This is a genomic window from Mycoplana sp. 10N416 (assembly GCF_056394765.1).
The window spans coordinates 212,934-239,623 of sequence record NZ_JBFTIM010000007.1 but is presented as its reverse complement, the minus strand read 5'-3'; the positions used below and the strand labels follow the sequence as shown (position 1 = coordinate 239,623).

Sequence of the window (26,690 nt, the reverse complement as noted above, 5' to 3'; positions counted from 1 at the left end):
GACAAAGGCAATTGAATCGGATTGCGAACGCGATTGCCGTCATTCTTCGTGATCGGAAATCCGCAAAAGCATTGACGTGCAGGCAGCCCGCAACGGTGGGAAATTCGTTACGATCACGGACCAGACGATGTCATCGGCAATCTTGTGATACTCGTGCCTCAGGATGTTTCCGATGCCGCGGATCTGTCGCCAAGGTATCTCCGGTTGGGCGGCAAGGAGTTCGTCCGGAATGCGCCGACTGGCTTCCGAGACGATCTCAAGGGCGCGCTGAATTGCCAACCGAAGGACCCAATCCTCCTTGAAATCGTCGAAGCTCTTGGTTCGCGTCGCCGTTTCAACGCCGTTGATCACGTCCAGGATTTCAAGCAGAACTGGCTTGATCAGCTTGGTCAAAATATGCGCACCGCCGAACGCTCAATTCGTTCGCGAAGCAGAGGGTGCAGGCTGCTTCGAGTGGTGACATCGACCGTTGTGTCCAGCCGATCCTCCAAAAACAACTTGATGCCCACGAGGTCAATCAGGGAGAAGTTCCGGACGGGGTCATAGTCGATGAAGAGATCAACATCGCTTCCAATGGCGGCCTCGTCACGTGCCGTGGAGCCAAACAGGAACAGCGCCGTAGCGCCCATAGCACGTACAGGCTCTGCGTTCCGTCGAAGCGCTTCAATGGCATCGCTACGGTTCATGGCTCTTCATAGCATGTGGCAGAAAGCCACTCCAGCGCGCAACCGCAACAAAAAACCCGCCATCGCTGGCGGGTTTGCAGTCCTTCTCCGAGGCGGTAGCTTACTTGCAGGCGGCGCAGAAGCGCTGGATGCGCTTGCAGGCTTCCTCGAGCAGCGCCTCAGAGGTGGCGTAGGAGATGCGGAAGTTCGGGCCGAGGCCGAAGGCCGAGCCGTGGACGACGGCAACGCCCTCGGTTTCGAGAAGCTCGGAGACAAAGTCCTCGTCGGTCTCGAGCACCTTGCCCGACGGCGCCGTCTTGCCGATCAGGCCCTTGCACGACGGATAGACGTAGAAGGCGCCTTCAGGGGACGGGCAGTCGATGCCCTTGGCCTGGTTGAGCATGGAGACGACGAGGTCACGGCGACCTTCGAAGATCTTCTTGTTTGCCGGGATGAAGTCCTGCGGACCGTTCAGCGCCTCGACGGCTGCCCACTGGGCGATCGAGCAGGCGCCCGACGTCTGCTGGCCCTGGATCATGTCCATCGCCTTGATCAGGTTGAGCGGCCCGGCGGCATAGCCGATCCGCCAGCCGGTCATCGCATAGGCCTTGGAGACGCCGTTCATCGTCAGCGTGCGGTCATAAAGCTTCGGCTCGACCTCGACCGGGGTGGCGAACTTGAAGTCGCCATAGGTCAGGTGCTCGTACATGTCGTCCGTCAGGACCCAGACATGCGGATGCTTCAGCAGCACGTCGGTCAGCGCCTTCAGCTCGTCATGGGTATAGGCGGCACCCGAGGGGTTGGACGGTGAGTTGAAGATGAACCATTTCGTCTTCGGCGTGATCGCCCGGTCGAGATCCTCGGGCGTCAGCTTGAATTTGTTTTCCTGCGTGGTGGCGACGAACACCGGCGTGCCGCCGCAGAGCGACACCATCTCCGGATAGGAGACCCAGTAAGGGGTTGGGATAACGACTTCATCGCCCGCGTTCATCGTCGCCATGAAGGCGTTGAAAAGAATCTGCTTTCCGCCGGTGCCGACGATCGTCTGCGCTGGGGTGTAGTCGAGATTGTTCTCGCGCTTGAACTTCCTGGCGATCGCCTCGCGCAGTTCCGGAATGCCGGAGACCGGCGTGTACTTCGTCTCGCCGCGGTTGATCGCGTCGATTGCCGCCTGCTTGATGTTGTCGGGCGTATCGAAATCCGGCTCGCCGGCTCCAAGGCCGATCACATCGCGGCCCTTGGCTTTCAGTTCGCGCGCTTTCTGCGAGACGGCGATGGTGGCGGAGGGCTTCACACGGGAAAGGGCATCGGCAAGAAAGGCCATGGTCAGTTGTCCGTTTTCGGGTTCAAAGACAGCGTGAGGCCATGGAGCGCCTCTCAAGGGCCCATGACGGTAAGGTCTATGGCCAAACTAGCCGGGCCTTGCAAGGCTCGCGCTGAAAAAACGCGCGGTCCACCGCGGTCTGAGGCGCCAGATGAACAAGTTTCATCGACGTCATCAACGGCAGGAATGGGTTGCGCGCCGGCATTCCCGCTAAAATGCATCGAATGACTGCAAATCCGGTAACAGCACGGCATTCGATCGGAAATCTTTAAGACAGATTAACAGGTGTAGCATTATCGTGTGGAAGCGCTCCGGCAGGCCGGAACGCACCGGATGACCGCAGATGATAGAACGCAGCATATTCTCCAATCTCACCAGGGACACCGACGGAAACGTTTCCGCTCTGCATGGGCCGTATCTCCTCCAGTCGGCACTGCAGCCGATCCTGCGCGAGACAAGCGAGGGCATCTTCGAGCTCGAGGCAATCGAAGGCTTGGTTCGTGCAAGCCGCGACGGCGTGCATATTCCACCGGCTGAACTTTTTTCCCTGATCGATGAGGAAGACCAGCCGCTGGTGGACAGCCTCTGCCGCAGCCTCCACATCCTCAATGCCGGCCTTCTGGGCCGGAACGACGTAACGCTGCTGATCAATTCCCAGCCTGGCCTGTTCACTTCTTCTTATGCGATCCGTCAGGAAATCGACCGGATGCGGCTTGCCGCGCATGAGGCGGGGATGGCGCCGGCGCGGATCGCCTGCGAGATTCGCGAGCGCCCCGGTGATGACCTGGAGGCGTTGGCGCGCTTTGCCGGGCAATTGCACGAGGCGGGTTTCCTCGTGGCGATCGATGAGTATTCGGCAACGGACCACGACCTTGACCGACTTTCGCGACTGCGGCCGGACTTCCTGAAATTCGATCCAGTCTGGATGCAACGGTTTGCCGGCAACTCGGCCGGGGTCGCGCTGATGCGGGTGATCGTCGCACAACTCGAACGCGAGGGAGTCCGCGCGATCGTACCGAGCGTCGAGGCGGCCGCACAGGTCGAACTGTGCCGGGAAATGGGAATGCCGCTGATGCAGGGCTACCTGCTGGGGCGGCCACAGATCGTGCCGACCTCGCTCAATGCCGACTTTCCGGCGATAGCCGGCGGCACCGTCGGCGTCTTGCCCCCTGTTTCTCGTCTCGCAACGCCGGCGAACCGAGCGCCTCGGACCGCACCGAGGTTTGGACGCCGTATCGCCTGAGGAAGGGCGCTACGTCGCAAGCAACCTTCCGCCAGTTGCCGCTACGCGCGCGTGGCGGCCTAGACGTTCAAACCGGACCGTCTATTCGCGCAAATCGGCGTATGGTCCGGCATTTTGCAACCGCCATGCTTTCACCACAACAACTGTCGGGAAGTGCCGCATTTTAGTCCCCCTGAGGCCGATTTGCGGGTGCCTTCTGCCCCTCGCAACCGGGCGCCAAGCTCGTCGGACGCGAAAGCCAGGGGACAGAGATATGTTCATCGACGACGAAAAACCGGCAAGGAATTTCAGGAAAAGAGAAGGCCGCGCGGTCTTCTACATCACCGTGACGGCGCTTGCGGCCTGCGTGCTGATGCTGTTCGGCCTGATGAACGTTGCCCAGGCCGACCTGATGGACGACGACGGCCTGGTCATCCAGGGCGAAATCGGCGACACCCACGTGCTGCTCGCCGTCAGTCTGGATGGTTCTGATCAGCCTGCAAAGCCCAACACGGTGCTCAAGGACACGGCCGCCACCCACATCGACCCGACAACAACAGCAAGCACGATCCCGGATGCGCACGCAGCGTCGACGATCGACCACCGGCTGACGGTCGCGCTCGTCCTTGCGGGCTTTATCGTCGTGGCGGGTATCGGCCAGTTGATGAACCGAGGCACCCGGCACAGACCGCCAGCACCTTGGCGCAGTGAGGCCTGAAGCCGGTCCGCGAATGTTTGCCCGCACGGCGCAGGCATCTTGAAAACGCAAGCCTCCCGCTTCAGTTATTATGAAAAGGGAGATGTCATGCTGGACCTGTTGACCGGCAAGTGGCTGGGCGAAGCTTTAAAATGTGCAGGGCGGCTCGCGGCTACCACGCTCACCCTGCATGCCCTGGCGCTCGCTCCCGCCGCTGCCGAGCCACAGGAATTCACCAGCAAGAAGGCGAGCTTGCTGGTCGAGACGCTGGCCACCGGTCTCGACCATCCGTGGTCCGTCGAGGTGCTTCGGGATGGCGCCTACATTGTTACCGAGCGGCCCGGCGCCTTGCGCATCATCCGCGACGGGAAGGTGTCCGCGCCGATCCGGGGGATCCCGCCCGTCTTCGCACGTGGCCAGGGCGGGTTGCTCGACCTGGCTCTTTCGCCCGACTTCGCCACCGACCGCACCCTGTTCCTGACCTACAGTGCTTCTGGACCTGGCGGCGGAGGAACGGCTGTCGCACGCGCGCGGTTGTCGCACGACGAAAAGAGCCTTGAAGACGTCACGCGCATCTTCGCCATGAACCGGTTCAGCCGCACGGGGATGCATTTTGGATCCCGCATCGCAATCGCAGGCGACGGCAGCCTTTTCTTCGGCATCGGCGACCGCGGCGAGCGGGATCGCGCCCAGAACCCGCGCGACCACGCCGGATCGATCCTGCACATCAATGCCGATGGCAGCATTCCGGCCAACAACCCCTTTGCCGGCCACAGCGGCGGACTGCCGGAGATCTGGTCGAAAGGGCACCGCAACCCTCAAGGCATCGACATCGACCCGAAGGACGGCCGGCTTGTCACCGTCGAACACGGCGCGCGCGGCGGCGACGAAGTCAATTATCCGTTGCCGGGCAAGAACTATGGCTGGCCGGTCATCACCTACGGCAAGGATTATTCCGGGGCGGAGATCGGCGAAGGAACGGCCAAGGACGGCTACGAGCAGCCCGCCTACTACTGGGATCCCTCCATCGCGCCGGGGGCGATCGCCGTTTATCGGGGTGCGATGTTCCCGGAGTGGGACGGCAATCTCCTTGTCGCTGCTCTGAAATACCAGATGCTCGTACGCTTGGAGCGCGACGAGACGGGCGCCATTGTCGGAGAGGAGCGGATGTTCGACGGCAGCTTCGGGCGGCTGCGCGATGTCAAGGTCGCGCCCGATGGGGCGGTGTTGATGCTGACGGACGAGGACAACGGACAACTGCTTCGGATTTATCGCGCCCCCTCCTCTCAGTAGGCCAAACGCGCCTCCCACCAGCGTAACGGGGCTGCCCGGCCGGACAGCCAATCACCCCGGCGCCCCGGCGCCCCCGCACCGGCATGCCCGGGACTTGCTCGCGCTTTGGCCGTCTGCTAACGGAACGGCCACTCCGTTTCTCGTAAAAGTCAAGTATCGTTCAGCAACAAGCACCCTCCCTACCCACTCAATCCGAAACTCAGGATCATCATGTCGCGCGTCCAGGCGAACCTCCTCCTTTTGATTGCTGGTGCCATCTGGGGTGCGGGGTTCATCGCGCAGTCGACGGCGATGGAGACGCTCGGGCCGATATGGTTCATCGGTTTGCGGTTCGCGATTGCAACGCTAGTCGCCGTGCCCTTCGCCCTGGTTGAGAAGAAGCGCGCTGCGACACCGGTGCGGTCGGGGGACCGCATAGGCTTCCTGTTCACCGGGTTTGCGCTTTTCCTGGCCGCCATATCGCAGCAGGTGGGGCTTCTCACCACCTCGGTCACCAATTCCGGCTTTCTCACCGGACTCTACGTGGTGTTCACCCCGATCCTGACCGTGTTCGTTCTGCGCAAGCGGCCGCATTGGATCATCTGGCCGGCCGCGGCCCTGTCGACCGCAGGCATCTTCCTGCTGAGCGGCGGCGCCTTTTCGGCCCTGACGACGGGCGATCTGTTGACGATCCTGAGCGCGCTGCTGTGGTCCGTCCAGATGGTCAGCGTCGGTGCATTCGCCGGTCGCTCGGGCAGGCCCATGGCCTTGTCCGTGGTGCAGTTTGCGGTCTGCGCGCTGCTCGGCTGCGCTGTCGCCGCCGTACTGGAGCCGATCAGCCTCTCTGCGGTAAAGGGAGCCCTGCCGGAAATCCTATATTCCGGCCTCTTCTCGAGCGGGCTTGCCTTCATCTGCCAGAACGTCGCGCAGCGCTACACCACTGCGCCGCAGGCCGCGATCTTCCTGTCGAGCGAAGCGCTGTTTGCCGCGCTCTTCGGCGTGCTCCTGCTGGGCGAGAGCATCAGCCCGGCCGGCTATGCGGGATGCGCCATCATCTTCGTGGCGATGCTTGCGACGGAACTCGTTCCCGAGTTTCTGAAGGACAAGAAACGCGCCGCCGCCGCGGCATAGTCCCGCCGCAAATTACTGAACATGCGAACGAAATACGCTGGGCGCTATGCTGTTCGGCGCGCAGGCTGTGGCGTAACCTAATCAATATAGTTTGCAAGAAACGCCGCAGACTATACCGGAATGGCTGCGGCCTTTTTGTGCAACAGCCTGAAAAATGGTCGAATTGAGACCGCATATCAGAAGATTGAAACTTTTGCTTGCCAATTCCGAATAAACACAGCACTCTTTCGCTGTTCGGGCAATTTGCGAACATGGGAAGACCTTGAATAATAGCGCGCCGGAGACGCGACAAAAATTCCGGGCGGCCGTGCTGATGTGTTCCTCCGGAACAGCAGATGGCTGGCTGCGGTTAAAACAGGACCCTTTCCTCACATCGAAACTGCCTGCCTCACGCCCCTTGGGGCAAACTGGAAATGCTGCCCGCCGCCAAACTTATGGGCAGAGAGAAAAGGACCTGACGCATGGCCGAAACTGGCACTGTAAAATTCTTCAACACTGAAAAGGGCTTTGGTTTCATCAAGCCTGACAACGGTGGCGCCGATATCTTCGTACACATTTCCGCCGTGCAGGCTTCCGGCCTGAACGGCCTCGCCGAAAACCAGAAGGTGAGCTACGAGACGGAACCCGATCGCCGCGGCAAAGGCCCGAAGGCGGTCAACCTGCAGATCGCCGGCTGAGGCGATCTTCATTTTCAATGACGTTCAGGCCCGGCATTCTTGCCGGGCTCTTTTTTGTTCAGCAGGCATTCATCCGGTCCCTCCTAGACTCCTGAACATTGAACGGTTCGGCCTTGCCGACCAAATCGGGACCACACGATGAACAAATTCTTCAAGACGGCAGTGCTTGCCGCAGCAGTCACCGGAGCCACGCTGACCACCTCCGGACTGGCCGAGGCGCGCGACCGCCATCATCACCACAACAACAACGACGCAGCATGGGCGGCGGGCGCTGCCGGCCTCGTTACCGGCGTCATCGTCGGCGGCGCGATCGCCAATTCCGGGCCCACCTACTACGACGACGGCTACTACGCGCCTCGTCGGGTTTATGTCGAGCCGGAATACCGTCCGGTGCGCCGCGTCTATCGCGCTCGTCCGGCCTATGTGGGCGCCTACGAGCCCTGGAGCGCGGGCTGGTATCGCTACTGCGGCGACACCTATCGCTCCTTCAACCCGAACACCGGCACCTTCCGCGGCTACGACGGTCTGGAGCACTTCTGCGTCGCTGGCTGAGGCGAAAGCTGACTGCATCGGCATCAAAGGCGGATGGCCACCCATCCGCCTTTTGCATTTTTCCAGATAGAATTGGCTGCCTGCCGATCAAATCCCGCGCAGGAACGGGTTCGTGAGGCGCTCCTCGCCGATCTTGCCGCCCGGGCCGTGACCGCAGATGAAGCCGACGTCGTCGCCCAGGGGCAGAACCTTGTCGCGGATCGAATCGAGCAGCACCCGCTCGTTGCCGCCGGGAAGGTCGGTGCGGCCGACCGATCCGCGAAACAGCACATCGCCGAGATGGGCGAACCTTTGGGCGCGGTTGAAATAGATCACGTGGCCCGGCGCATGACCCGGCGTGTGGTAGACTTCGAACTCGTGCTCGCCGAAGGCGACACGGTCGCCGTCCTCGAGCCAGCGGTCGGGCACGACGTTCTGCACCTTCGTGGCGATGCCGAATTTCTCCGCCTGGGTCTCAATGCGCTGCAACAGCGGCAGATCGTCCTTATGTGGGCCGATGATCTCGAGGCCGAGCGCTTCCTTCAGCTCCTTCGCCCCGCCGGCGTGATCGATGTGGCCATGGGTGAGCCAGATCGCCTTCAGCATGATGCCGTTCTGCTTGACGACGTCGAGGATCGTCTCGACGTCGCCGCCCGGATCGACGATCACGCCCTCCTTCGTATCCATGTCGAAAAGGATGGTGCAGTTCTGCTGGAAGGGGGTTACGGGAATGATGCCCGCCTGAAGCATGCCCATGGTGTCCTCGCTGGGAAATGATCTCGCCCCGCATATAGAGGCTCGATGAGCCCGATGCCATGGTTCCTTGCAGGTCCGGCAGAATACTTCAATCCCAACCGAAAAGGCTCTAGCGCTGCGCGACCTCGTGATGGCCGGCTGACCAGCCGGCATGCGCGGAGGGTGTCGGGGTGACGGTCGACAGTAGGAGGGTAGCAACGGCGATGTTGGCTGCGACATAGGCGTAGACCACTGCGCGCAGGCGGGCGGCCACGTGTGCTTCGGCAGGCTTCCGATCGTCCATCGTAACGTCCTTTCGGCTCGTTGGTGTTATCGATTGCAGGCCTGCAACCTATAATGTCACCACGCGCCATTCTGTTCCGCGGGGAACTCGGGCGGACAATTCGCCTGACCAGCATCTAGACCGGGAGGGTCGTCGTCTCCTTCAAGGTATCCAGAACGATCGCCGTCTTCACGTGCGCGACGGACTCGTGCGGCAGAAGCACGTCGTTGACGAAGGCGGAGAGCGCCTTCAGGTTCGGCACCACCACCTTGATGATGTAGTCCATTTCCCCGGTCAGCGAGAACGCCTCCAGCACCTCCGGCAAGTTCGTGATCAGCCGGGCAAAGCGCTGGGCATTATCGCGATTGTGCGTGGCAAGCGTCACGGTGACGATGATGACGATGCCGAGGTCGAGCTTCTCGCGATCGAGCTCGGCCCGGTAGGCACGGATGATCCCCTCCTCCTCCAGCCGCGCACGGCGCCTCGAGCATTGCGACGGCGACAGGTTGATGCGCTCCGAAAGCTCGTTGTTCGTCAGGCGCGCATCCTGTTGCAGAAGCGCCAGCAATTTACGGTCGAACGCATCAAGATGCACGAATCCACCCCCAAAACAGCAAATGATGCAAGGATACGTCATCAAGACGCCCATGGCCATGCACTTTGCAAACATCATGCAGCGGCTCCGGTGCATACTTGCCTTCTGTCAAGACGCACGAGGAGGAGAACGCCATGGGACCTTTCCCGCATGATGCCCCACCGGCCGAGATCAACGCCGAAAATCCGGCCGGAACCGATGGGTTCGAGTTCGTGGAATTCGCCCATCCCGAGCCGGAGAAGCTTCAGGAACTGTTTGCCCGCATGGGCTACACGAAGGTCGCCAGGCACCGCACGAAGGACATTTCCCTCTGGCGTCAGGGCGACATCAATTACATCCTGAACGCGGAAAAGGGCTCGTTTGCCGACCGCTTCGTCGAGAAGCATGGCCCTTGCGCCCCGTCGATGGCCTGGCGGGTGGTCGATGCGCCGCACGCGCTGAAGCACGCCGTCGGCATGGGCGCCGAAGAATACAAGGGCAGCGACAAGTGTATCGACGCGCCGGCGATCGTCGGCATCGGCGGGTCTCTGCTCTACTTCATCGACCGATACGGCGCGAAGGGCTCGGCCTATGACGCCGAATTCGAGTGGCTCGGCGACCGCGACCCGAAACCGGCCGGCGTCGGCTTCTACTATCTCGACCACCTGACCCACAACGTCTTCCGCGGCAACATGGACAAGTGGTGGGCATTCTACCGGGAACTCTTCAATTTCCGGCAGATCCATTTCTTCGACATCGCCGGCAAGATGAGCGGCCTCGTTTCCCGTGCCATCACCTCGCCCTGCGGCAAGATCCGCATTCCGCTGAACGAATCGACCGACGACAAGAGCCAGATCGAGGAATATCTGCGCAAGTACAATGGCGAAGGCATCCAGCACATCGCCGTCGGCACGGAGGCGATCTTCGACGCCACCGACCGGTTGGCGGAGAACGGACTGAAGTTCATGCCCGGGCCGCCGGAGACCTATTACGCGAAATCGCACGAGCGGGTCCATGGCCACGAGGAGCCGATCGAGCGGCTGAAACAGCACGGCATCCTGATCGACGGCGAAGGCGTGGTGGACGGCGGCACGACGAAGATCCTGCTGCAGATCTTCTCCAAGACCGTGATCGGACCGATCTTTTTCGAGTTCATCCAGCGCAAGGGCGACGAGGGCTTCGGCGAGGGCAACTTCAAGGCCCTGTTCGAATCGATCGAGGAAGACCAGATCCGCCGCGGTGTCTTCAACGACGCGGCGGAATAGCGTGCATACCTAGCCGCCTTCCAGCGGCCAGAGACCCTGCGAAGCGGCCCGAAACTGGGCCGCTCTTGCGTTGAATCAACTGTTCCGGTGGGCAACTTCCCGGTCAAATTGACAGTTGCCACATTTACAACCACCTTGAGCGCGCCGAGGGATTCGGCGCTGGTGAGTCGCCCGCGCTTCTGCCGGCCACGCCAGCTTCACGTGTCATCGCCGGAAGGCTCAAGGCGCGCTTCCGGCACGACCATACGGGGGAGTGTACATGGAAGCATTGACGCCACTCATCACTCAACTCATCAGCGGCGCGATCGGCGGCAACGCGGTCGGCGCCATGCTCAAGCAGCAGGCCACCAGCATGATTGTCCGCACGATCGTCGGCGCGATCGGCGGCGTCGGCGGTGGCCTTCTTCTGCAAGCGTTCGGCGGCGAGGCAGGCCTCTCCAATCTCGTTGCCAACGGTCTCGGCGGCCTGATCGGCGGCGGCGTGCTGCAGGCGATCGCCGGCATGGTGCTGGGTCGCAAGCAGGCTTAACACTTGGAAAATGCAGAGAAGGCGGCAAACGATCTCGCCGCCTTCTCATTTGGTCAGGGGTCGATCACTCCGCAGCTGCAGCGACCGGATAAACCTCTTTCATGTAGTCGTTCATCAGCGTCTCGCAGACGGTCGACGGCGTGAAGCGGTACGGGCCGATCTCGGAAACCGGCGTGACCTCCGCCGCCGAACCGGTCAGGAAGCACTCGCTGAAGGTGGAAAGCTCCTCCGGCATGATCGCCCGCTCGATGACCTGATAGCCGCGCCGCTTGGCGAGCTCGATCACGGTCTGGCGGGTGATGCCGTTGAGGAAGCAGTCGGGTGTGGGCGTATGAATGACGCCATCCTTGACGAAGAAGATGTTCGCGCCGGTCGCCTCGGCCACCTGGCCGCGATAGTCGAGCATCATCGCGTCGGCATAGCCCTTCGCCTCTGCGGCATGCTTGGAGATCGTGCAGATCATGTAGAGGCCGGCGGCCTTCGATTCGCACGGTGCCGTCTTCGGGTCCGGCCGGCGATATTCGGCGATGTCGAGTCGGATGCCCTTCAGCTTTTCGGCCGGGTTGAAGTAGCTGCCCCACTGCCAGATGGCGATGGCGACATTGATGCGGTTGTTCTGCGCCGAAACGCCCATCATTTCCGACCCTCGCCAGGCGATCGGCCGGACGTAGGCTTCGGAGAAGCCCTGGCGTTTCAGAAGCTCGATGCTGGCGGCATCGAGTTCCTCGACGCTGTAGGGGATCTTGAAGCCAAGGACCTCGGCGGAGCGATGCAGACGGCGGTTGTGCTCGGTCAGCTTGAAAATCTGCCCGCCATAGGCGCGTTCGCCCTCGAATACAGCGCTTGCATAGTGAAGGCCATGGGTCAGAACGTGGATCTTGGCGTCCTTCCAATCCACAAACTCGCCGTTGAACCAGATCTGGCCTTCCATTTGGTCAAAGGGAACCGCCATGGTGTTTTCCTCCTGCGCGCAGCGCCGTTCTTGATGTTGCTTGTTGCGCCCGATACGGTCTAACCAGAAACAGACGTGAGACTGCCTTGCGCCGGTTGCGAAGGAACAGGCTACGTATACCGCCGCACAGCCTCCACTCGCGGCGACAAGGTGTGGACACACGGGTAACAAGGGCGTAAAAATATGTCAACAACACTGACTTATTTTTACCGATGTTGCGCGAAGCGCCCGCGCCAGGAAAGGAAATGACCGCGTGGGACGACAAACGCCCGAACGGAAGAACACGATCGAGTTCCATGACCAGCCGTTGACCGACGAGGGTGGGATCGACTTCGCGGTCATCGAGGGCTTCTTCTTTGCCTATCGCGACTTCATCTCCGATCCCGATGCGATCCTGGAGAAGAGCGGCTTCGGCCGAGCGCACCACCGGGTCGTGCACTTCGTCAACCGCGAGCCGGGCATGACGGTGGCCGATCTGCTGGATACACTGAAGATTACCAAGCAAAGTCTGGCTCGGGTTTTGAAACAGCTGATCGACTCGGGCTATATTTGCCAGGTGGCAGGCCCCGAGGATCGCCGTCAGCGCCGGCTCTACCCGACCCGCAGCGGCCGCGAGCTGGCGCTGGCGCTCGCCGAGCCACAGCAGCAAAGGATTGCACGCGCCTTCGAGGGGATGACCGCTGACGACCGCAATGCCGTGATGCGTTTTCTTGCCGGAATGCAGAACGCGCACAGAGATTGAAACGGAACAAGCAGGACTGGATCGCGATGACGACAGTTGAAAGACTCTCTGACGACGCCGCACACCTTTTGATCGTGGATGACGACAAACGCATCCGCGAGCTCTTGAGCCGTTACCTGACCGGCGAAGGCTTCCGCGTAACGGTGGCCAGCGACGCCGACGAGGCGCGCCGCAAGCTGCAGGGGCTCGATTTCGACCTGATCATCATGGACCTGATGATGCCCGGCGAAAGCGGACTGCAACTGACCCAAAGCCTGCGCTCGATCCGCACCGTGCCGATCATCATGCTGACGGCGCTGACCGAGACCACCGCCCGCATCGAAGGGCTGGAGGCCGGCGCCGACGATTACCTCGCAAAACCGTTCGAGCCCCGCGAACTGGTGCTGCGCATCAACAACATCCTCAAGCGCAACGCTCAACCGACAACGCCGAAGATCGAGCAAGTCATGTTCGGGCCATACACCTTCTCTATCGTTCGCAAGGAACTCAAGCGCGGTGGCGATCCGATCCGGCTGACCGATCGCGAACAGGAAATCATGCTGCTCTTTTCGCTGCGCGCGGGCGAGACAATCCCACGCCACGAACTGATCGGCGAGGAGACGGACGTGGGCGAGCGGACGATCGATGTCCAGATCAACCGCCTGCGGCGCAAGATCGAGGATGACCCGACCAATCCCATCTGGCTGCAGACGGTGCGCGGCATCGGATACCGGCTAAGCACCGACTAAGATATGGTGTCCAGAGACGCGCGGTGTTTTTGGACATGACGAAAGCTGAGCAAGCGCGATGCAGAAATGACGACACTCGAAACCCTCAAGCGTGATCTCGAACGAGCACCATTGGCTGGCTGGCGGCGGTTCGCCAAATGGCTGCGCCGGCAATTGCCGACGGGACTGTACACACGCTCGCTGCTGATCATCATCATTCCGATGGTGCTGCTGCAGTCGGTTGTCGCTTTCGTCTTCATGGAGCGGCACTGGCAGCTCGTCACGCAACGCCTGTCGATGGCGGTCACCCGCGATATCGCCGCCATCATTGACCTGATCGACACGTTCCCGAACGACAGCGATGATGCAGAAATCGTCCGGATCGCTCGAGAGCGGATGGACCTCAACATCGCCATCGAGAAGGGTGACGATCTGCCCCCGCCGCGGCCGAAGCCGTTCTTCAATATCCTCGACCAGATTCTCAGCGAGCAGATCACAAAGCAGATCAAGCGGCCGTTCTGGATCGACACGCTCGGCGACAGCAATCTCGTCGAGATCCGCATCCTGGTGGACAATGACCGGACGCTACGCGTCTATGCCCGACGCAGTCACACCTATGCGTCGAACACCCATATCTTCCTGGTCTGGATGGTGGGCACCTCGCTGGTGCTGCTCACGATCTCGGTCCTCTTCCTGCGCGGGCAGATCCGTCCGATTCTGACGCTGGCATCGGCTGCCGAGAGCTTCGGCAAAGGACAGAAGATGCCCGAGGATTTTGCCCCGCGCGGGGCCGACGAGGTCCGGCGCGCCGGCCTTGCCTTCATGCTGATGCGCGAACGCATCGAGCGCCAGATGGAGCAACGCACCGCAATGCTGACGGGAGTCAGCCATGACCTGCGCACCATCCTCACCCGTTTCAAGCTGCAACTCGCGCTGGCCGGCAAGAATTCCGATCTGGACGGCCTGAACAAGGACGTCGAGGACATGCAGTGCATGCTTGAAGGCTATCTCTCCTTCGCCCGTGGTGAGGCCGAGGAGGATGTGGGACAGTTGAACCTCAGCGATCTGTTCGACAAGTTCGGGTTGGAGGCGGAGCTTCATGACAAGCAGCTGACGAGTGAAATCGACGGCGCGGACGAGGTCATGGTGCGGCCGCACGCGTTCTCGCGTCTGCTGGGCAACATCGTTTCGAACGCGCTGCGCTATGCCAACAAGGTCCATCTCCATGCCCGCCACAACGCCAAATGGCTGACGATCGTGGTGGACGACGATGGGCCGGGCATCCCGGAACGTTCGCGCGATGACGTGTTCAAGCCCTTCTTCCGCCTCGATGAGGCGCGCAATCTCGATTCCTCCGGCACCGGCCTCGGCCTCGCCATCGCGCGCGACATCGCCCGCAGCCACGGCGGCAACGTGACCCTGTCGGACAGTCCCTTTGGCGGCTTGAGGGCGACGGTGCGGATCCCCGTCTGAGCTGCGACTATGGGCTGATCAGATCGCCGCGCGCGTTTGGAGAGTGATCGCCGGCCGCGTCGTGGTGATGCCGTTGTCGTGGACCGGACGCAGCGATCGCACAACGAAACTCAATGCAGCCTTGCCCCGTTCGGAACCGGGCGTTCCGGCGCAGCCAGCACGACGGCGCCGGCCTCGTCGGCAAAGCCGAGCGTCAGCACCTCGGAGCGAACCGGGCCGATCTGCCGCGGCGGGAAGTTGACGACGGCCAGCACCTGGCGGCCGACCAGTTGTTCGGGCGCATAGTGGACAGTAATCTGCGCGGAAGATTTCTTCACGCCGATCTCCGGGCCAAAGTCGATCAGGAGCTTGTAGGCTGGCTTGCGCGCTTCCGGAAACTCGGCCGCCTCGACGATCGTGCCGACGCGGATATCGACCTGTTCAAAATCGGCATAGGAAATGGTTTCGGACATCTAGGACTCCCAGGAATTCTAACGGCAGGTCAGCTGCCGCGCCGGCCGGCGCGCAGCTTAGTAAAACGAGGCAGTCACCGTCCGAAGACGCAACCGCCGCGCTGCCTTTGCTGTTTCGGAAATGCGCAAGCGCGTCTTCAGCCGGCAAGTTCCTCGGCCCGCTTGCGGGCGGCGGCAATGGCGCGGTCGAAGATCGGCTGAATACCGTCGTCGGCCATCAGGACCGACAGCGCAGCCGCCGTGGTTCCGCCCGGCGACGTGACGTTCTGGCGAAGCTTCGCGGCGTCGTCGGGGGACTGGTGAAGCAGTTCACCAGCCCCCGAGACGGTTTCCCGCGCAAGACGCATGGCGAGGTCCGCCGGCAGGCCGAGCTTGCGGCCTGCCTCTGCCATGCACTCCACGAGATAGAAGACATAGGCCGGACCGCTGCCGGAGACAGCGGTGACGGCATCGATGTCGGCTTCGCTCGACACCCACTCGACCGGGCCGCTGACCTTCAAAAGCGCATGCACCTGGTCGCGCTTGGCGGCGCTGACGCCGTCATTGGCAAAGGCGCCGGTGACGCCGCGGCCGACCATCGCCGGTGTGTTCGGCATCGCGCGCACCATCGAGGCTTGCCCCAGATGCGCTTCGATATTGGCCAGCGTCTTGCCGGCCGCGACCGAGACGATGACGGTCTCGGGACCGACCAGGCTCTTCAAAGGAGGCAGAACGATATCCATGAGCTGCGGCTTGACCGCGATGAACAGAATACCCGCCGTGACATCCGCGGGGGCTGCCGTCTCGTGGCGCGCGCCATTGTCGGCAATCAGCTTCAGCATGGCCGGCGATGGGCCGGGATCGAGAACAAGAACCGAGGAGCCTGGGATGCCGCTCTTCAGCCAGCCGGCGAGCATTGCGCCCCCCATGTTGCCGGCTCCGACCAGTACGATAGGCCCCACAGATTCAACGCTCATGGCTACGCTTCTCCAACCGTCTCGAACATCACCGCTTCGACCGCGGCCTGCGCCTCCATACCCGACCAGACGACGAACTGGAAAGCCTGAAAATAGGCCTCGCAGGTATCAAGCGCGCTCGAGAGCAGGACTTCGACCTGCCGGTTCGTCGGCTCGGCGCCGCCGGCGAGCAGCAGCGACTGGCGGAAAATCACCACGTCCTCGTGCCGCCAGAGGTCGAAGTGCCCCATGAGGACCTGACCGTTGACGTGCGACAGCAACCGGATGACTTCATTGACACGGCTTTCGGGCACCTTGATGTCGAAGGCGCAGGCGAGATGCAGCGCTTCGAACTCCTCCATCCAGGAGAAGGAAACATGATAGTCAGCCCACCTGCCCTCGACCGTCATGGCGATTTCGTCTTCGCCGGAGCGCTCGAACGACCAGTCGTTGTTCGCCGCGACGAACTCGATCATGTCGACCGGGTTCGACTGGCGTGCGATTTCCAATTCCATCAGGCTCATGCGGCACCCTCTAGACCGGGAGACGCGCGTCGTCGCGATCACGCACGACACGAACGCAGCAACCTACCCGGAAACAACACTGAATGATTGCGCGACTACGCCAGTAACCTGACTTACTAACCCTGCCCCAAGCTGGCGTCGCCGTCTCGAATCATCATTTAAAATCAGTCTATAATGGTAGAGTCCCGACACCAGCCCCCACGCGGCTATTTTGTCGCTCACGTTGTGGACAGACGTTGTCAAAATGATTCAGCCCGACACCTTAACCGACTCTGCGATAAGGCTTTTTTAACGATGTCCACAGGGGCGAAAAAACGCCAAAAAAAGAGGCCGGCGCGAAGCAGATCGCGCCGGCCTCACGTAACGGAAGCGAAGGGGTCGGAAGCGGGTTATTTCTTGGCCGAAGCCAGTTTTTCCTCCAGCGCCTCGATGCGCTTGAGGAGTGCTTCATTCTCGTCGCGCGCCTTCACGGCCATTTCCCGGACAGCCTCGAACTCATCCCGCTTGACGAGATCCATCCCGTTCAGGAAACGCTCGGCCTGGGCATGGAAGACCGTCTCCATCTCCTTGCGCACACCCTGCGCCGCACCGGCGGCGTCGGTCATCAATTTGGCGAAATCGTCGAGAATTCGACTGGTTCCGGTTGCCATGGTCCGGCCCTCCTCGGCTTCAGATCTATGCTGGCGGCCCATGCCGCGTCCTGTTTCTGAGGTAGGGGGTCAATCCTTGCGATGCAAGCGGAATCGCATCCGCCCCCATCCAAACCGCCGGCAGGACTGGCGAAACCGCAAAACCGCTTGACCATCCCATGGCCGGACGCCATCTTCCGGCCAAGCCAACCGGACCCGAACCCTTGATCCCAGCTGCCGAACTCTTCGCCGTGATGGCCTTCCCGAATATCGACCCCGTCGCATTTTCGGTCGGTCCCCTTGCCGTCCATTGGTACGGCCTCGCCTATGTGACGGGCATCCTGCTCGGATGGTTCTACGCTCGCAGGCTGGTCACGCGCGCCGATCTCTGGGCGAAGGACTCGCCGATGACGGTTGCCCAACTTGACGACTTCCTCGTCTGGGCAGCGCTCGGCATCGTGCTGGGGGGTCGCATCGGCTATATTCTCTTCTACGATTTTGCAGCGATCGTGGACAATCCGCTGCGCGCAATCGAGATCTGGAACGGCGGCATGTCGTTCCACGGCGGCCTCACCGGAACGGCCATAGCCATCATCCTGTTTGCACGCAAGCACAAGATAGCAATCTGGAGCCTGTTCGACGTCGTTGCTGCCGTCGCCCCCATAGGGCTTTTCTTTGGCCGCATCGCCAACTTCGTCAACGGCGAACTCTGGGGCAAGCTGTCCGGCGCCCCATGGGCCTTCGTCTTCCCGAACGCCGGCCCCTTCGCACGCCATCCGAGCCAGCTTTACGAGGCCGGTCTTGAAGGGCTCGTCCTCCTGTCCGTGCTCGCCGTCGCTGTCTACGGATTCAAGGCACTGAAGCGGCCCGGCTTTGTCACCGGCCTGTTCGTCGCTGGTTACGCGCTCTGCCGCATCTTCGTGGAATTCTTCCGCGAGCCCGACGCCCAGATCGGCTATCTCTTCGGCGGCTGGCTGACGATGGGCATGCTGCTGTCGCTGCCGATGCTTGCGCTCGGCCTTTGGGCTATGCTGCGCGCCCGGCAGGTAGCCGTCCACGAGGGCTGACATGTCGACACCGCTTGCCCGTAAGATCAAGGCGCTGATCCACACCAACGGGCCGATCAGCGTCACCGACTATTTCTCGCTCTGCCTCGCCGATCCCGAGCATGGCTACTACCGGACGCGCGAGCCCTTCGGACGCGAGGGCGATTTTGTCACAGCGCCCGAGGTCAGCCAGCTTTTCGGCGAAATGCTCGGCGTCTTCATGGTGCACGCCTGGCAGAAGCACGGCATGCCGAATGGCGTGCGCTTCGCCGAAATCGGCCCCGGCCGCGGCACGATGATGGCCGACATGCTGCGCGTCATTGCCAGGCTCGCCCCCGCCCTCTACGACAGCGCCAGCTTCCACCTGATCGAAACGAGCGAGCGGTTGCGCGCCGTGCAGAGACAGACGCTGGGCACACATGGCGAACGGATCAGTTGGCACGACAGCTTCGACCAACTGCCCGTCGGGCCGCTGCTTCTTGCGGCAAACGAACTGTTCGACGCCATCCCGATCCGCCAGTTCGTCCGGACGCAAAATGGATTTCGCGAACGCATGGTCGGCCTCGACGCCGATGGCGAGCTTGCCTTTGCCGCAGGCATCGCCGGCATCGATCCGGCACTGCTGCCGGAGGGCTACAAGAGCCAGCCCGTCGGAGCAATCTTCGAGTTTGCGCCAGCCCGCGAGGCGGTGATGACGGCCATCAGCGAGCGGCTGCGCGATCACGGCGGCACGGCGCTGGTCATCGATTACGGGCACGTCGCCAGCGGCTTCGGTGACACGCTGCAGGCGGTTCTACGCCACGCCTTTGACCCTCCCCTCGCCCATCCAGGCGAGGCGGACCTGACCAGCCATGTGGACTTCGAACGGCTCGCCACGGTGGCTCGCGATGCGGGCCTGCACATTCACGGCCCTCAACCCCAGGGCGATTTCCTGATGGGGCTGGGTCTGGCCGAACGGGCCTCGGCGCTCGGTCGGGGACGGGACGAAAGCCTGCAAAGCCAGATCATCGCCGACGTCGAGCGGCTGGCAGGTTCGGGCGCCGGAAACATGGGCGACCTGTTCAAGGTTCTTGCCGTCACCAGCGCCGACGAGCCGCTCGCCCCGTTCCGCCGGGCGGATTGACAGCCCCAATCGCGGCGGTCAACATCGCCGCGATCCGAATCGGACACCGCATTGTCCGCAGCCCACCGAAGCGCCGGCAGCCTATTCCAGGGTGCTTCGAAGCGATGAAGGATAATGCCCTGTGCTTTCCCCCGTCCAGAGCCCGTTGATCGCCCGCTCCACCGGCAGTTCCGTTCTGCACGGCTTTTTCACACGCCATGGCGGCGTCTCCGAGGGCATCTATGCGGGCCTCAATGTCGGCCTCGGCTCCAATGACGACCGGGAACGCGTGATCGAAAATCGCACCCGTGTCGGTCAATGGTTCGGAGCATCCCCTGACCGACTGGCGACCGTCCACCAGGTCCATTCGCCGGACGTCTTCACCGTCGATGGCAGCTATGCCGGCGAGCGGCCCACCGCCGACGCGCTCGTCACGGCGACACCCGGCCTGGTCCTCGGCGTTTTGACCGCCGACTGCGGGCCGGTGCTTTTCGCCGACCCGACAGCCGGCGTCATCGGCGCGGCCCACGCCGGCTGGAAAGGCGCCCTCACCGGCGTTCTGGAAAACACGGTCGCCGCAATGGAGACGCTGGGCGCGTCCCGCAGGCACATCGTCGCCGGCCTGGGGCCATCGATCAGCCGTCGCCATTACGAAGTCGGTCCCGAATTCGTCGAGCGTTTCCTTGGAACAAACCCCACCTATGCGGATTTCTTTTCCCCGTCCCAGCGGCAGGGTCACGCCATGTTCGACCTGCCAGGCCTGACGCTGAAAAGGCTTGCCGAGGCCGGCATCGAGGCCGAGAATCTCGACATTTGCACCTACCCGGCCGAAGCGGACTATTTTTCCTATCGGCGAACAGTGCATCGCAAGGAACCGGACTACGGGCGGCAGATCTCGGCGATCATGTTACGATCGGATCGAGAACAGGACTAGGAGCAAAGCATGGCACTGCAATTCGACAGCGAGGAATATGCCAACAGGCTGCAACGTCTGACCGCCAGGATGCGCGACGAAAAGCTCGACGCCATGCTGCTCTTCGCCCAGGAAAGCATGTATTGGCTGACGGGTTACGACACCTTTGGCTACTGCTTCTTCCAGACGCTGATCGTGAAGGCCGACGGTGATATGGTGCTACTGACCCGCTCCGCAGACCTGCGGCAGGCCCGCCAGACGTCCAACATCGCCAAGATCGAGATCTGGGTCGACCGCGCGAATGCCGACCCGGCAATGGATTTGAAAAACCTGCTGTCCGACTTGGACTTGCTGGGATGCCGGATCGGCGTCGAGTACGACACGCATGGATTGACCGGCAGGAATGCCCGACTCCTGGACAACCAATTGCAGAGCTTCGGCGAACTGGTCGACGCCTCGCGGCTGGTCAGTCGCCTGCGGCTGGTCAAGAGCCCGGCGGAACTGGCCCATGTCGAGAAGGCCGCTTCACTTGCTGACGACGCGTTGGACGCCGCGCTGCCGCTGATCGGCCCCGGCGCCGACGAAGCGGCGATTCTCGCGGCGATGCAGGGCGCGGTGCTCGCCGGCGGCGGCGACTATCCGGCAAACGAGTTCATCATCGGCTCGGGAATCGACGCACTGCTGTGCCGCTACAAGTCCGGCCGGAGAAAGCTCGACGCAAACGACCAACTCACCCTCGAATGGGCGGGCGTCAGCGCACATTACCACGCCGCGATGATGCGCACCGTCATCATCGGCGAACCGACCAATCGCCACCGCGAGCTCTACGGTGCCTGCCGCGACACGATACAGGCCATCGAAACGGTCCTGCGTCCCGGAAACACCTTCGGCACGGTGTTCGACACGCATGCCAGGATCATGGACGAGCGCGGTCTCGCCCGCCATCGCCTGAATGCCTGCGGCTACTCGCTCGGCGCCCGTTTCTCGCCCTCATGGATGGAACACCAGATGTTCCACGTCGGCAATCCACAGGAAATCCTACCCGACATGTCGCTGTTCGTGCACATGATCATCATGGACTCCGACAGCGGCACCGCAATGACACTGGGGCAGACCTATTTGACCACCACCGACGAACCGAAGGCCTTGTCGCGCTACGGCCTCGATTTCATCAACGTTTAAACAGGTGATTGCGCGCCTCCAAGATCCTGCGATTGACACGCCGCATTACGGCAAAGCATAAATTTGCTCGGGTATGAAGGAACAACGCAACCTCCGGCACAGCGGACGGAAACGGATGTATCATCTGAAGCCATGGCTGGCTCTTGCCGGCCTACTCCTGGCGCTCGCGGGCTGCAACAGCACGGATGCGCTGACCCCACAGGTCGATGTCGGCAGCGGTTCCCCCCAGTCCTCGCCCGTCACTCAACGCGATCTCGACCAGGTGAGCGCTTATAATCAGCCCGTGGGCAGCGCGCAGGCGAATGCGATGGCCGGTCATCCGGCATCGGCCGGCACGCTGGAAGCGCAGGCCGACGCGCTGACCCATAACCAGACCAATCCCGTCGCGAGCGGCGAAGGCGGGATGGTCGTGGGCGGGTCTCAGGCCGACCACACATCGTCGCCGGCGCCGCAGGCACAGACCGCCGCCCTGACGCCCGCCACCGATGGCGAGAGCGTCCGATTTTTGCCGATCATCGGCGCACCGGTTGAGTCTGTGACCCCGCTGTCCAGGCAACTCGGGGCGCAGGCCCGCGCCAACGGCCTGACGATCAAGAGTTCCTCCGACAACACCAGCCGGTACATCCTGAAGGGCTATTTCTCCGCCATGCAGGATGGTAACAAGACGACCGTCGTTTACGTCTGGGACGTACTGGACAGCTCGGGCGGCCGCCTCCACCGCATCCAGGGCCAGGACAGTGTGAATGCGACCGCGTCCGATCCGTGGCGTGCCGTGCCGGCAGGCACCATGGAAGCGATCGCTCAACGAACGATCGAGGAGTACATGAGCTGGCGTAAACAGGCGGGTGGTTAGGGCATCGAGCATAACCAGTGGTGGTCCCGAACCGCCCCTCGCCAACCATCTTGCCTATCGCGACTGCGAAAGATTGGGAAAACCGTGCGGCACGGGACTTGCATTCACGCTCGGGAACGCTAAAAGGCAGCCCATCAGCATTCTCGTAGGCCATCACACAGGCGGACCATAGATGAAGGTTTTCGCGGGCAACTCGAACCGGCTGCTGGCCGAAGCGATCTGCAACTATCTCAATGTTCCCCTGGGCCGCGCCACCGTGCGCCGCTTCGCCGACCAGGAGATCTTCGTCGAGATCCAGGAAAACGTGCGCGGCGAGGACGTATTCGTCGTCCAGTCGACCTCGTTTCCGACGAACGACCACCTGATGGAACTCCTGATCATGATCGATGCGATGCGGCGCTCGTCCGCCCGGCGCATCACGGCCGTGATCCCCTACTTCGGCTATGCCCGTCAGGACCGCAAGCCCGGTCCGCGCACGCCGATCTCGGCGAAGCTCGTCGCCAACCTGATCACCGAAGCCGGTGCCGACCGCGTTCTGACGCTTGACCTGCATGCCGGCCAGATCCAGGGCTTCTTCGACATCCCGACCGACAACCTCTACGCCGTGCCGATCCTGGCGCGTGACGTGAAGGAGAACTACGACCAGAAGAACGTGATGGTCGTTTCCCCCGACGTCGGCGGCGTGGTGCGCGCCCGCGCGCTTGCCAAGCGGCTCGACTGTCTGCTCGCGATCGTCGACAAGCGCCGCGACCGCCCCGGTGAGTCCGAAGTGATGAACGTCATTGGTGATGTCTCCGGCAAGGACTGCATCCTGATCGACGACATCGTCGATTCCGGCGGTACGCTCTGCAATGCGGCCGAAGCCCTTCTGAAGAACGGGGCGATCAGCGTCACCGCCTACATCACCCACGGCGTTCTCTCCGGCGGTGCCGTCGCCCGCGTCACTTCGTCGAAGTTGAAGGAACTGGTGATCACGGACTCGATTCAGCCGACGACGGCCGTTCAGTCCGCGCACAACATCCGCGTTCTGACGACGGCGAATCTGCTGGGTGAAGCAATCAACCGCACGGCCGCCGAAGAATCCGTTTCCAGCCTCTTCGACTGAGCAACGCTAATACCGCACCGATCGTGCCACGGCAGCCCAGAACGAATGGGCTGCCGTTTTGCATTGGCGAAATGCACCCGCTCCCCTTCCGCACCGAGGCAAGCAAAACGCACGCCATCGGCCTACCCCAATTGTTGCCATTGATCCGACCGATGGATCGCTATAGGTGCAACCACGGCGGTGCGTTGATCAGTCAATCGCCACCGGCACCAGACGCCGAACAATATGACGCAGGAGGACGAGCTATGCTGATGGGACACCGAATTTCCAGGTTCGTCGCGAAGGTGCCCGGCTTGCTGCGCAAGACGCGCACGTGTGCAGCGCTTCTCCTGCTGCCGCTGGTCGCTGCCTGTACTGTGGAAACCTCCCCCGGTTATGTCGGCGGCGGGCGACCGGTGTCGCGACCACCTGTCTGCACGATGGAGTACGCCCCTGTCTGTGGTGAGCGCGGCGGACGTCTCCAGACCTTTGCCAACGCCTGCGAGGCGCGCAGCCGGGGCTTTGATATCGCCCATCGTGGCCAATGCCAACGGGAACCGACCCCGGACCGCGCCTGCACGCGGGAATATGATCCGGTCTGCGCCGAGCGCGGTGGACGCCGACAGACCTTCGCCAACGCCTGCACGGCGAGAAGCGACGGTTTTCGCGTCGTCAGCCGCGGCGAGTGCAGACGGGAGCCGGCGCCAGACCGCGCTTGCACGATGGAATATGATCCGGTCTGCGCCGAACGCGGCGGGCGCCAGCAAACCTTCGCCAACGCCTGCACGGCCAGGAACGACGGTTTTCGAGTTGTCAGCCGCGGCGAATGCAGGCGAGAACCGGTGCGGGACCGCGCCTGCACGCGCGAATTTTCACCCGTCTGCGCAGAGCGGAGCGGCACGCGACGCACCTTTGCGAACGCTTGCGAGGCTCGGACGGCGGACTTTCGGGTCGTGCGCCAAGGCGAATGCCGCCGCTGACGGGTGCCGTTGGCCGCTTGAAGGCGGCGGCGCGGGCGGGGTAGTTTCGCTTCCGCACGAAGTTGTGCTAGGACCACGGTTCCCGTCCACAACGCCCCGCCTCACGCCATGCTACGCGATTTCTCCGCACAAGCGCTCTTCATGGGCCTGCTGACCGCTTTCGTCGGCTTCGCCAGTTCCTTTGCCGTCGTACTGCATGGCCTCACCGGCGTCGGCGCAAGCGAGGCGCAGGCGGCCTCGGGCCTAATGGCGCTGTCGATCTCCATGGGCCTGTGCGCGATCGTACTCAGCCTATGGACCCGGCTGCCCGTCTCGATCGCCTGGTCGACGCCGGGGGCGGCGCTGCTCGCCAGCTCGGGTGCGGTCGAAGGCGGCTTTTCCGCCGCCGTCGGCGGTTTTCTCGTTTGTGCGGCACTGATCGTCGTCGCGGGCCTGTGGAAGCCACTCGGCCGCATGGTTGCGGCCATCCCTGCCACGCTCGCCAACGCGATGCTCGCGGGCGTCCTGCTCGGCCTCTGCTTCGCCCCGGTCAAGGCGGTCGCGTTCAATCCCCTCCTCGGCCTGCCGATCGTTGCAGCCTGGGTCGTCGTTGGTGCGGTCAACCGTCTCTATGCGGTCCCGGCGGCGCTCGTCGCTTTCGTCCTGGTGCTGGCCTTTGGTGTCGACATTCCGGATGGCGCCTTGCATGAGATCGCCCGCAACCTTTTGCCAAGCCCTGAATTCGTCGCTCCGGACTTCAACCTGGCCGGTCTCGTCAGCATCGCGCTGCCGCTATTCATCGTCACCATGGCCTCACAGAACATCCCCGGCATCGCCGTGCTGAAGGTCAACCACTACGAACCGACGCCCGGACCGCTGTTTGCCGTCACCGGCCTCTTTTCGATCCTGAGCGCCCCCTTCGGCGGCCATGCTGTCAATCTCGCCGCGATCACCGCGGCGATGTGCGCGGGTGAGGATGCCCACCCCGACCCGCGCCGCCGCTATTGGGCGGCGGTCAATGCCGGCATGTTCTATATTGTTTTCGGCCTGTTGGCTGGCGCCGTGACAGCCTTTGTCAGCCTCGCCCCGCCGATCCTCATCCAGGCCGTCGCCGGTCTCGCCCTGATCAATGCCCTCGCCGGCTCGGCGATGAACGCCTTCAAGGAGCCGGAGACGCGTGAAGCAGCCGCCCTCACCTTCCTGACGACCGCCTCGGGCGTCAGCTTCGGCGGGATTTCGGGCGCCTTCTGGGGCCTCGTCGCCGGCGGCCTGATGCTCGGATTGAACCGCCTCGTCGTCGCGCGCCGGGCACGCAAGGTGTAACGCTGCCGCGGGGCGCTCTACCCCCGGGCAGACCCTTGCATTTTCCGGTATTCTCCGCTAAGCGACCCCGTCCGCGCAGACACCCTTGGAGGCAACGCGGATGAGGTTTCCATCAGGATCCTCAAGTTTCTATCGGCCGGAGCGGAAGCTGCGACCGGCGAGACTCTCCAGTAACACTTGAAAGGTCAATGCTATGAGCAACGCATCCTACGAGCTCAAGGCCCAGACGCGCGAACGGGTTGGTAAGGGGTCCTCCCGCGAACTTCGCCGCAACGGTCTTATCCCGGCTGTCATCTATGGTGACAAGAAGGCCCCGCTTTCGATCGCCCTGTCGACGAAGGAAGTCACCCAGCGCATCCACGCCGGCGGCTTCATGACGACGATCGCGACGATCGACGTCAACGGCGAGAAGATCTCCGTCCTGCCGAAGGAATACCAGCTCGATCCGGTCCGCGACTTCACGATGCACGTCGACTTCCTGCGCGTGTCGGCCGACAGCAAGGTCACCGTCCAGGTTCCGGTCCACTTCATCAACGAAGAGAAGTCCCCGGGCATCAAGATCGGCGGCATGCTGAACATCGTTCGCCACGAAATCGAACTCCACTGCCCGGCCAACGCCATTCCGGATGCCATCACTTTCGACCTCGACGGTCTGAAGATCGGCGACAGCATCCACATCTCGCATGTCAAGCTGCCGAAGGGCACGAGCCCGGTCATCGCCGACCGCGACTTCACCGTCGCGACCATCGTCGGCACGGCTGCTGCCAAGGAAGAGGAAGCGGCCGAAGGCGAAGCATCGGCCGAATAATCGGCGGAAATTGCCAGCTACATTCGGAATCCGCCTTCGGAAACGGAGGCGGATTTTTCGTGTTTGCACAGCCCCCTTCAACAACATTTAAGGAATAAATG

The 26,690-nt window shown here is 62.5% G+C and carries 30 protein-coding genes and 1 pseudogene; 20 read left to right on the top strand and 11 right to left on the bottom strand.

The features are described from left to right. Positions 1-39: 39 nt before the first annotated feature. The 3 genes from AC1DDS_RS16375 to AC1DDS_RS16365 all read right to left on the bottom strand — a co-directional run bounded on the left by AC1DDS_RS16375 (position 40) and on the right by AC1DDS_RS16365 (position 1,989). Complete coding sequence (locus AC1DDS_RS16375) at positions 40-393, bottom strand: HepT-like ribonuclease domain-containing protein (RefSeq protein ID WP_477479859.1); 354 nt, start codon at positions 391-393, stop codon at positions 40-42. Then, positions 390-686, bottom strand: coding sequence for a nucleotidyltransferase family protein (locus AC1DDS_RS16370; RefSeq protein WP_477479858.1), 297 nt, complete (start codon positions 684-686; stop codon positions 390-392). The genes AC1DDS_RS16375 and AC1DDS_RS16370 overlap by 4 nt, the downstream gene beginning before the upstream one ends. A 100-nt stretch (positions 687-786) precedes the next feature. Continuing rightward, positions 787-1,989 carry a pyridoxal phosphate-dependent aminotransferase gene (locus AC1DDS_RS16365; protein ID WP_477479857.1) on the bottom strand — a complete coding sequence of 401 codons (1,203 nt, stop codon included), beginning with the start codon at positions 1,987-1,989 and terminating at the stop codon, positions 787-789. Positions 1,990-2,332: 343 nt separating this feature from the next. On the opposite strand from AC1DDS_RS16365, the gene AC1DDS_RS16360 reads away from it, so the two are divergent. From AC1DDS_RS16360 to AC1DDS_RS16335, 6 genes are all read left to right on the top strand, one after another. Continuing rightward, the gene (locus tag AC1DDS_RS16360; protein WP_477479856.1) at positions 2,333-3,232 is read left to right on the top strand and encodes an EAL domain-containing protein; all 900 of its coding nucleotides are present in this window, start codon (positions 2,333-2,335) and stop codon (positions 3,230-3,232) included. 253 nt (positions 3,233-3,485) lie between these two features. Next, positions 3,486-3,929: a hypothetical protein gene (locus AC1DDS_RS16355; RefSeq protein ID WP_477479855.1), complete on the top strand. Its 444-nt coding sequence runs from the start codon at positions 3,486-3,488 to the stop codon at positions 3,927-3,929. A gap of 87 nt (positions 3,930-4,016) precedes the next feature. Further along, complete coding sequence (locus AC1DDS_RS16350) at positions 4,017-5,201, top strand: PQQ-dependent sugar dehydrogenase (protein ID WP_477479854.1); 1,185 nt, start codon at positions 4,017-4,019, stop codon at positions 5,199-5,201. A 210-nt stretch (positions 5,202-5,411) separates the two neighbouring features. Beyond that, positions 5,412-6,311 carry a DMT family transporter gene (locus tag AC1DDS_RS16345; RefSeq protein WP_477479853.1) on the top strand — a complete coding sequence of 300 codons (900 nt, stop codon included), beginning with the start codon at positions 5,412-5,414 and terminating at the stop codon, positions 6,309-6,311. 461 nt (positions 6,312-6,772) lie between these two features. Beyond that, on the top strand, positions 6,773-6,988 hold the full coding sequence (locus AC1DDS_RS16340; protein WP_192246342.1) for a cold-shock protein: 216 nt from the start codon (positions 6,773-6,775) through the stop codon (positions 6,986-6,988). 138 nt (positions 6,989-7,126) lie between these two features. After that, positions 7,127-7,540 (top strand): BA14K family protein, encoded by a 414-nt coding sequence (locus AC1DDS_RS16335; protein ID WP_477479852.1) that lies wholly within the window; start codon positions 7,127-7,129, stop codon positions 7,538-7,540. Between the two features lie 87 nt (positions 7,541-7,627). Here the strand turns inward: AC1DDS_RS16335 and AC1DDS_RS16330 are convergent, their stop codons facing one another. From AC1DDS_RS16330 to AC1DDS_RS16320, 3 genes are all read right to left on the bottom strand, one after another. Continuing rightward, on the bottom strand, positions 7,628-8,269 hold the full coding sequence (locus AC1DDS_RS16330; protein ID WP_477479922.1) for an MBL fold metallo-hydrolase: 642 nt from the start codon (positions 8,267-8,269) through the stop codon (positions 7,628-7,630). A 115-nt stretch (positions 8,270-8,384) separates the two neighbouring features. Continuing rightward, positions 8,385-8,558, bottom strand: coding sequence for a hypothetical protein (locus tag AC1DDS_RS16325; protein WP_477479851.1), 174 nt, complete (start codon positions 8,556-8,558; stop codon positions 8,385-8,387). Between the two features lie 115 nt (positions 8,559-8,673). Further along, a complete protein-coding gene (locus AC1DDS_RS16320) occupies positions 8,674-9,174 on the bottom strand; it encodes an Lrp/AsnC family transcriptional regulator (RefSeq protein WP_477479921.1) in 501 nt (166 codons plus the stop codon). A gap of 92 nt (positions 9,175-9,266) precedes the next feature. On the opposite strand from AC1DDS_RS16320, the gene hppD reads away from it, so the two are divergent. Together hppD and AC1DDS_RS16310 are read left to right on the top strand one after the other, a co-directional pair. After that, on the top strand, positions 9,267-10,376 hold the full coding sequence (hppD, locus tag AC1DDS_RS16315; protein ID WP_477479850.1) for a 4-hydroxyphenylpyruvate dioxygenase: 1,110 nt from the start codon (positions 9,267-9,269) through the stop codon (positions 10,374-10,376). 259 nt (positions 10,377-10,635) lie between these two features. After that, the gene (locus AC1DDS_RS16310) at positions 10,636-10,905 is read left to right on the top strand and encodes a hypothetical protein (RefSeq protein WP_477479849.1); all 270 of its coding nucleotides are present in this window, start codon (positions 10,636-10,638) and stop codon (positions 10,903-10,905) included. A 64-nt stretch (positions 10,906-10,969) separates the two neighbouring features. On the opposite strand, the gene AC1DDS_RS16305 is transcribed toward AC1DDS_RS16310, so the two are convergent. Further along, positions 10,970-11,857 carry a branched-chain amino acid aminotransferase gene (locus AC1DDS_RS16305; RefSeq protein WP_477479848.1) on the bottom strand — a complete coding sequence of 296 codons (888 nt, stop codon included), beginning with the start codon at positions 11,855-11,857 and terminating at the stop codon, positions 10,970-10,972. Between the two features lie 307 nt (positions 11,858-12,164). Between AC1DDS_RS16305 and AC1DDS_RS16300 the strand changes: the two genes are divergently transcribed. From AC1DDS_RS16300 to AC1DDS_RS16290, 3 genes are all read left to right on the top strand, one after another. Continuing rightward, positions 12,165-12,599 carry a MarR family winged helix-turn-helix transcriptional regulator gene (locus AC1DDS_RS16300; protein ID WP_477479847.1) on the top strand — a complete coding sequence of 145 codons (435 nt, stop codon included), beginning with the start codon at positions 12,165-12,167 and terminating at the stop codon, positions 12,597-12,599. 26 nt (positions 12,600-12,625) lie between these two features. Further along, a complete protein-coding gene (locus AC1DDS_RS16295; RefSeq protein WP_310419498.1) occupies positions 12,626-13,327 on the top strand; it encodes a response regulator in 702 nt (233 codons plus the stop codon). 66 nt (positions 13,328-13,393) lie between these two features. Beyond that, complete coding sequence (locus AC1DDS_RS16290) at positions 13,394-14,779, top strand: ATP-binding protein (RefSeq protein ID WP_477479846.1); 1,386 nt, start codon at positions 13,394-13,396, stop codon at positions 14,777-14,779. Between the two features lie 110 nt (positions 14,780-14,889). Here the strand turns inward: AC1DDS_RS16290 and AC1DDS_RS16285 are convergent, their stop codons facing one another. The 4 genes from AC1DDS_RS16285 to AC1DDS_RS16270 form a co-directional block, all read right to left on the bottom strand. After that, complete coding sequence (locus AC1DDS_RS16285; protein WP_477479845.1) at positions 14,890-15,231, bottom strand: tRNA-binding protein; 342 nt, start codon at positions 15,229-15,231, stop codon at positions 14,890-14,892. 137 nt (positions 15,232-15,368) lie between these two features. Then, positions 15,369-16,187, bottom strand: coding sequence for a pyrroline-5-carboxylate reductase (gene proC / locus AC1DDS_RS16280; RefSeq protein ID WP_477479844.1), 819 nt, complete (start codon positions 16,185-16,187; stop codon positions 15,369-15,371). 2 nt (positions 16,188-16,189) lie between these two features. Continuing rightward, positions 16,190-16,690, bottom strand: a complete 501-nt coding sequence (locus tag AC1DDS_RS16275; protein WP_310419487.1) for a type III secretion system chaperone family protein — start codon at positions 16,688-16,690, stop codon at positions 16,190-16,192. A gap of 389 nt (positions 16,691-17,079) precedes the next feature. Next, a complete protein-coding gene (locus tag AC1DDS_RS16270) occupies positions 17,080-17,340 on the bottom strand; it encodes an accessory factor UbiK family protein (RefSeq protein ID WP_310419484.1) in 261 nt (86 codons plus the stop codon). A 203-nt stretch (positions 17,341-17,543) separates the two neighbouring features. Here AC1DDS_RS16270 and lgt point away from each other — a divergent pair, with 203 nt between their 5' ends. The 9 genes and pseudogenes from lgt (at position 17,544) to AC1DDS_RS16225 (ending at position 26,589) form a co-directional block, all read left to right on the top strand. Next, entirely contained in the window at positions 17,544-18,386 is an 843-nt protein-coding gene (gene lgt / locus AC1DDS_RS16265; protein WP_477479843.1) for a prolipoprotein diacylglyceryl transferase, read from the top strand. A 1-nt stretch (position 18,387) separates the two neighbouring features. Next, on the top strand, positions 18,388-19,488 hold the full coding sequence (locus AC1DDS_RS16260) for a class I SAM-dependent methyltransferase (RefSeq protein WP_477479842.1): 1,101 nt from the start codon (positions 18,388-18,390) through the stop codon (positions 19,486-19,488). A 121-nt stretch (positions 19,489-19,609) separates the two neighbouring features. After that, positions 19,610-20,401 carry a peptidoglycan editing factor PgeF gene (gene pgeF, locus AC1DDS_RS16255; RefSeq protein ID WP_477479841.1) on the top strand — a complete coding sequence of 264 codons (792 nt, stop codon included), beginning with the start codon at positions 19,610-19,612 and terminating at the stop codon, positions 20,399-20,401. Between the two features lie 9 nt (positions 20,402-20,410). Continuing rightward, positions 20,411-21,562 (top strand): M24 family metallopeptidase, encoded by a 1,152-nt coding sequence (locus AC1DDS_RS16250; protein WP_310419473.1) that lies wholly within the window; start codon positions 20,411-20,413, stop codon positions 21,560-21,562. A gap of 115 nt (positions 21,563-21,677) precedes the next feature. Further along, the gene (locus tag AC1DDS_RS16245; RefSeq protein WP_477479840.1) at positions 21,678-22,415 is read left to right on the top strand and encodes a hypothetical protein; all 738 of its coding nucleotides are present in this window, start codon (positions 21,678-21,680) and stop codon (positions 22,413-22,415) included. 172 nt (positions 22,416-22,587) lie between these two features. Beyond that, positions 22,588-23,520, top strand: a complete 933-nt coding sequence (locus AC1DDS_RS16240; RefSeq protein WP_310419468.1) for a ribose-phosphate pyrophosphokinase — start codon at positions 22,588-22,590, stop codon at positions 23,518-23,520. Between the two features lie 251 nt (positions 23,521-23,771). Beyond that, a pseudogene (locus tag AC1DDS_RS16235) lies at positions 23,772-24,332 on the top strand (Kazal-type serine protease inhibitor domain-containing protein); the annotation flags it as partial. 255 nt (positions 24,333-24,587) lie between these two features. Further along, complete coding sequence (locus AC1DDS_RS16230; protein WP_310419465.1) at positions 24,588-25,781, top strand: benzoate/H(+) symporter BenE family transporter; 1,194 nt, start codon at positions 24,588-24,590, stop codon at positions 25,779-25,781. Positions 25,782-25,974: 193 nt separating this feature from the next. Beyond that, a complete protein-coding gene (locus AC1DDS_RS16225) occupies positions 25,975-26,589 on the top strand; it encodes a 50S ribosomal protein L25/general stress protein Ctc (protein ID WP_477479839.1) in 615 nt (204 codons plus the stop codon). Positions 26,590-26,690: the final 101 nt, after the last annotated feature.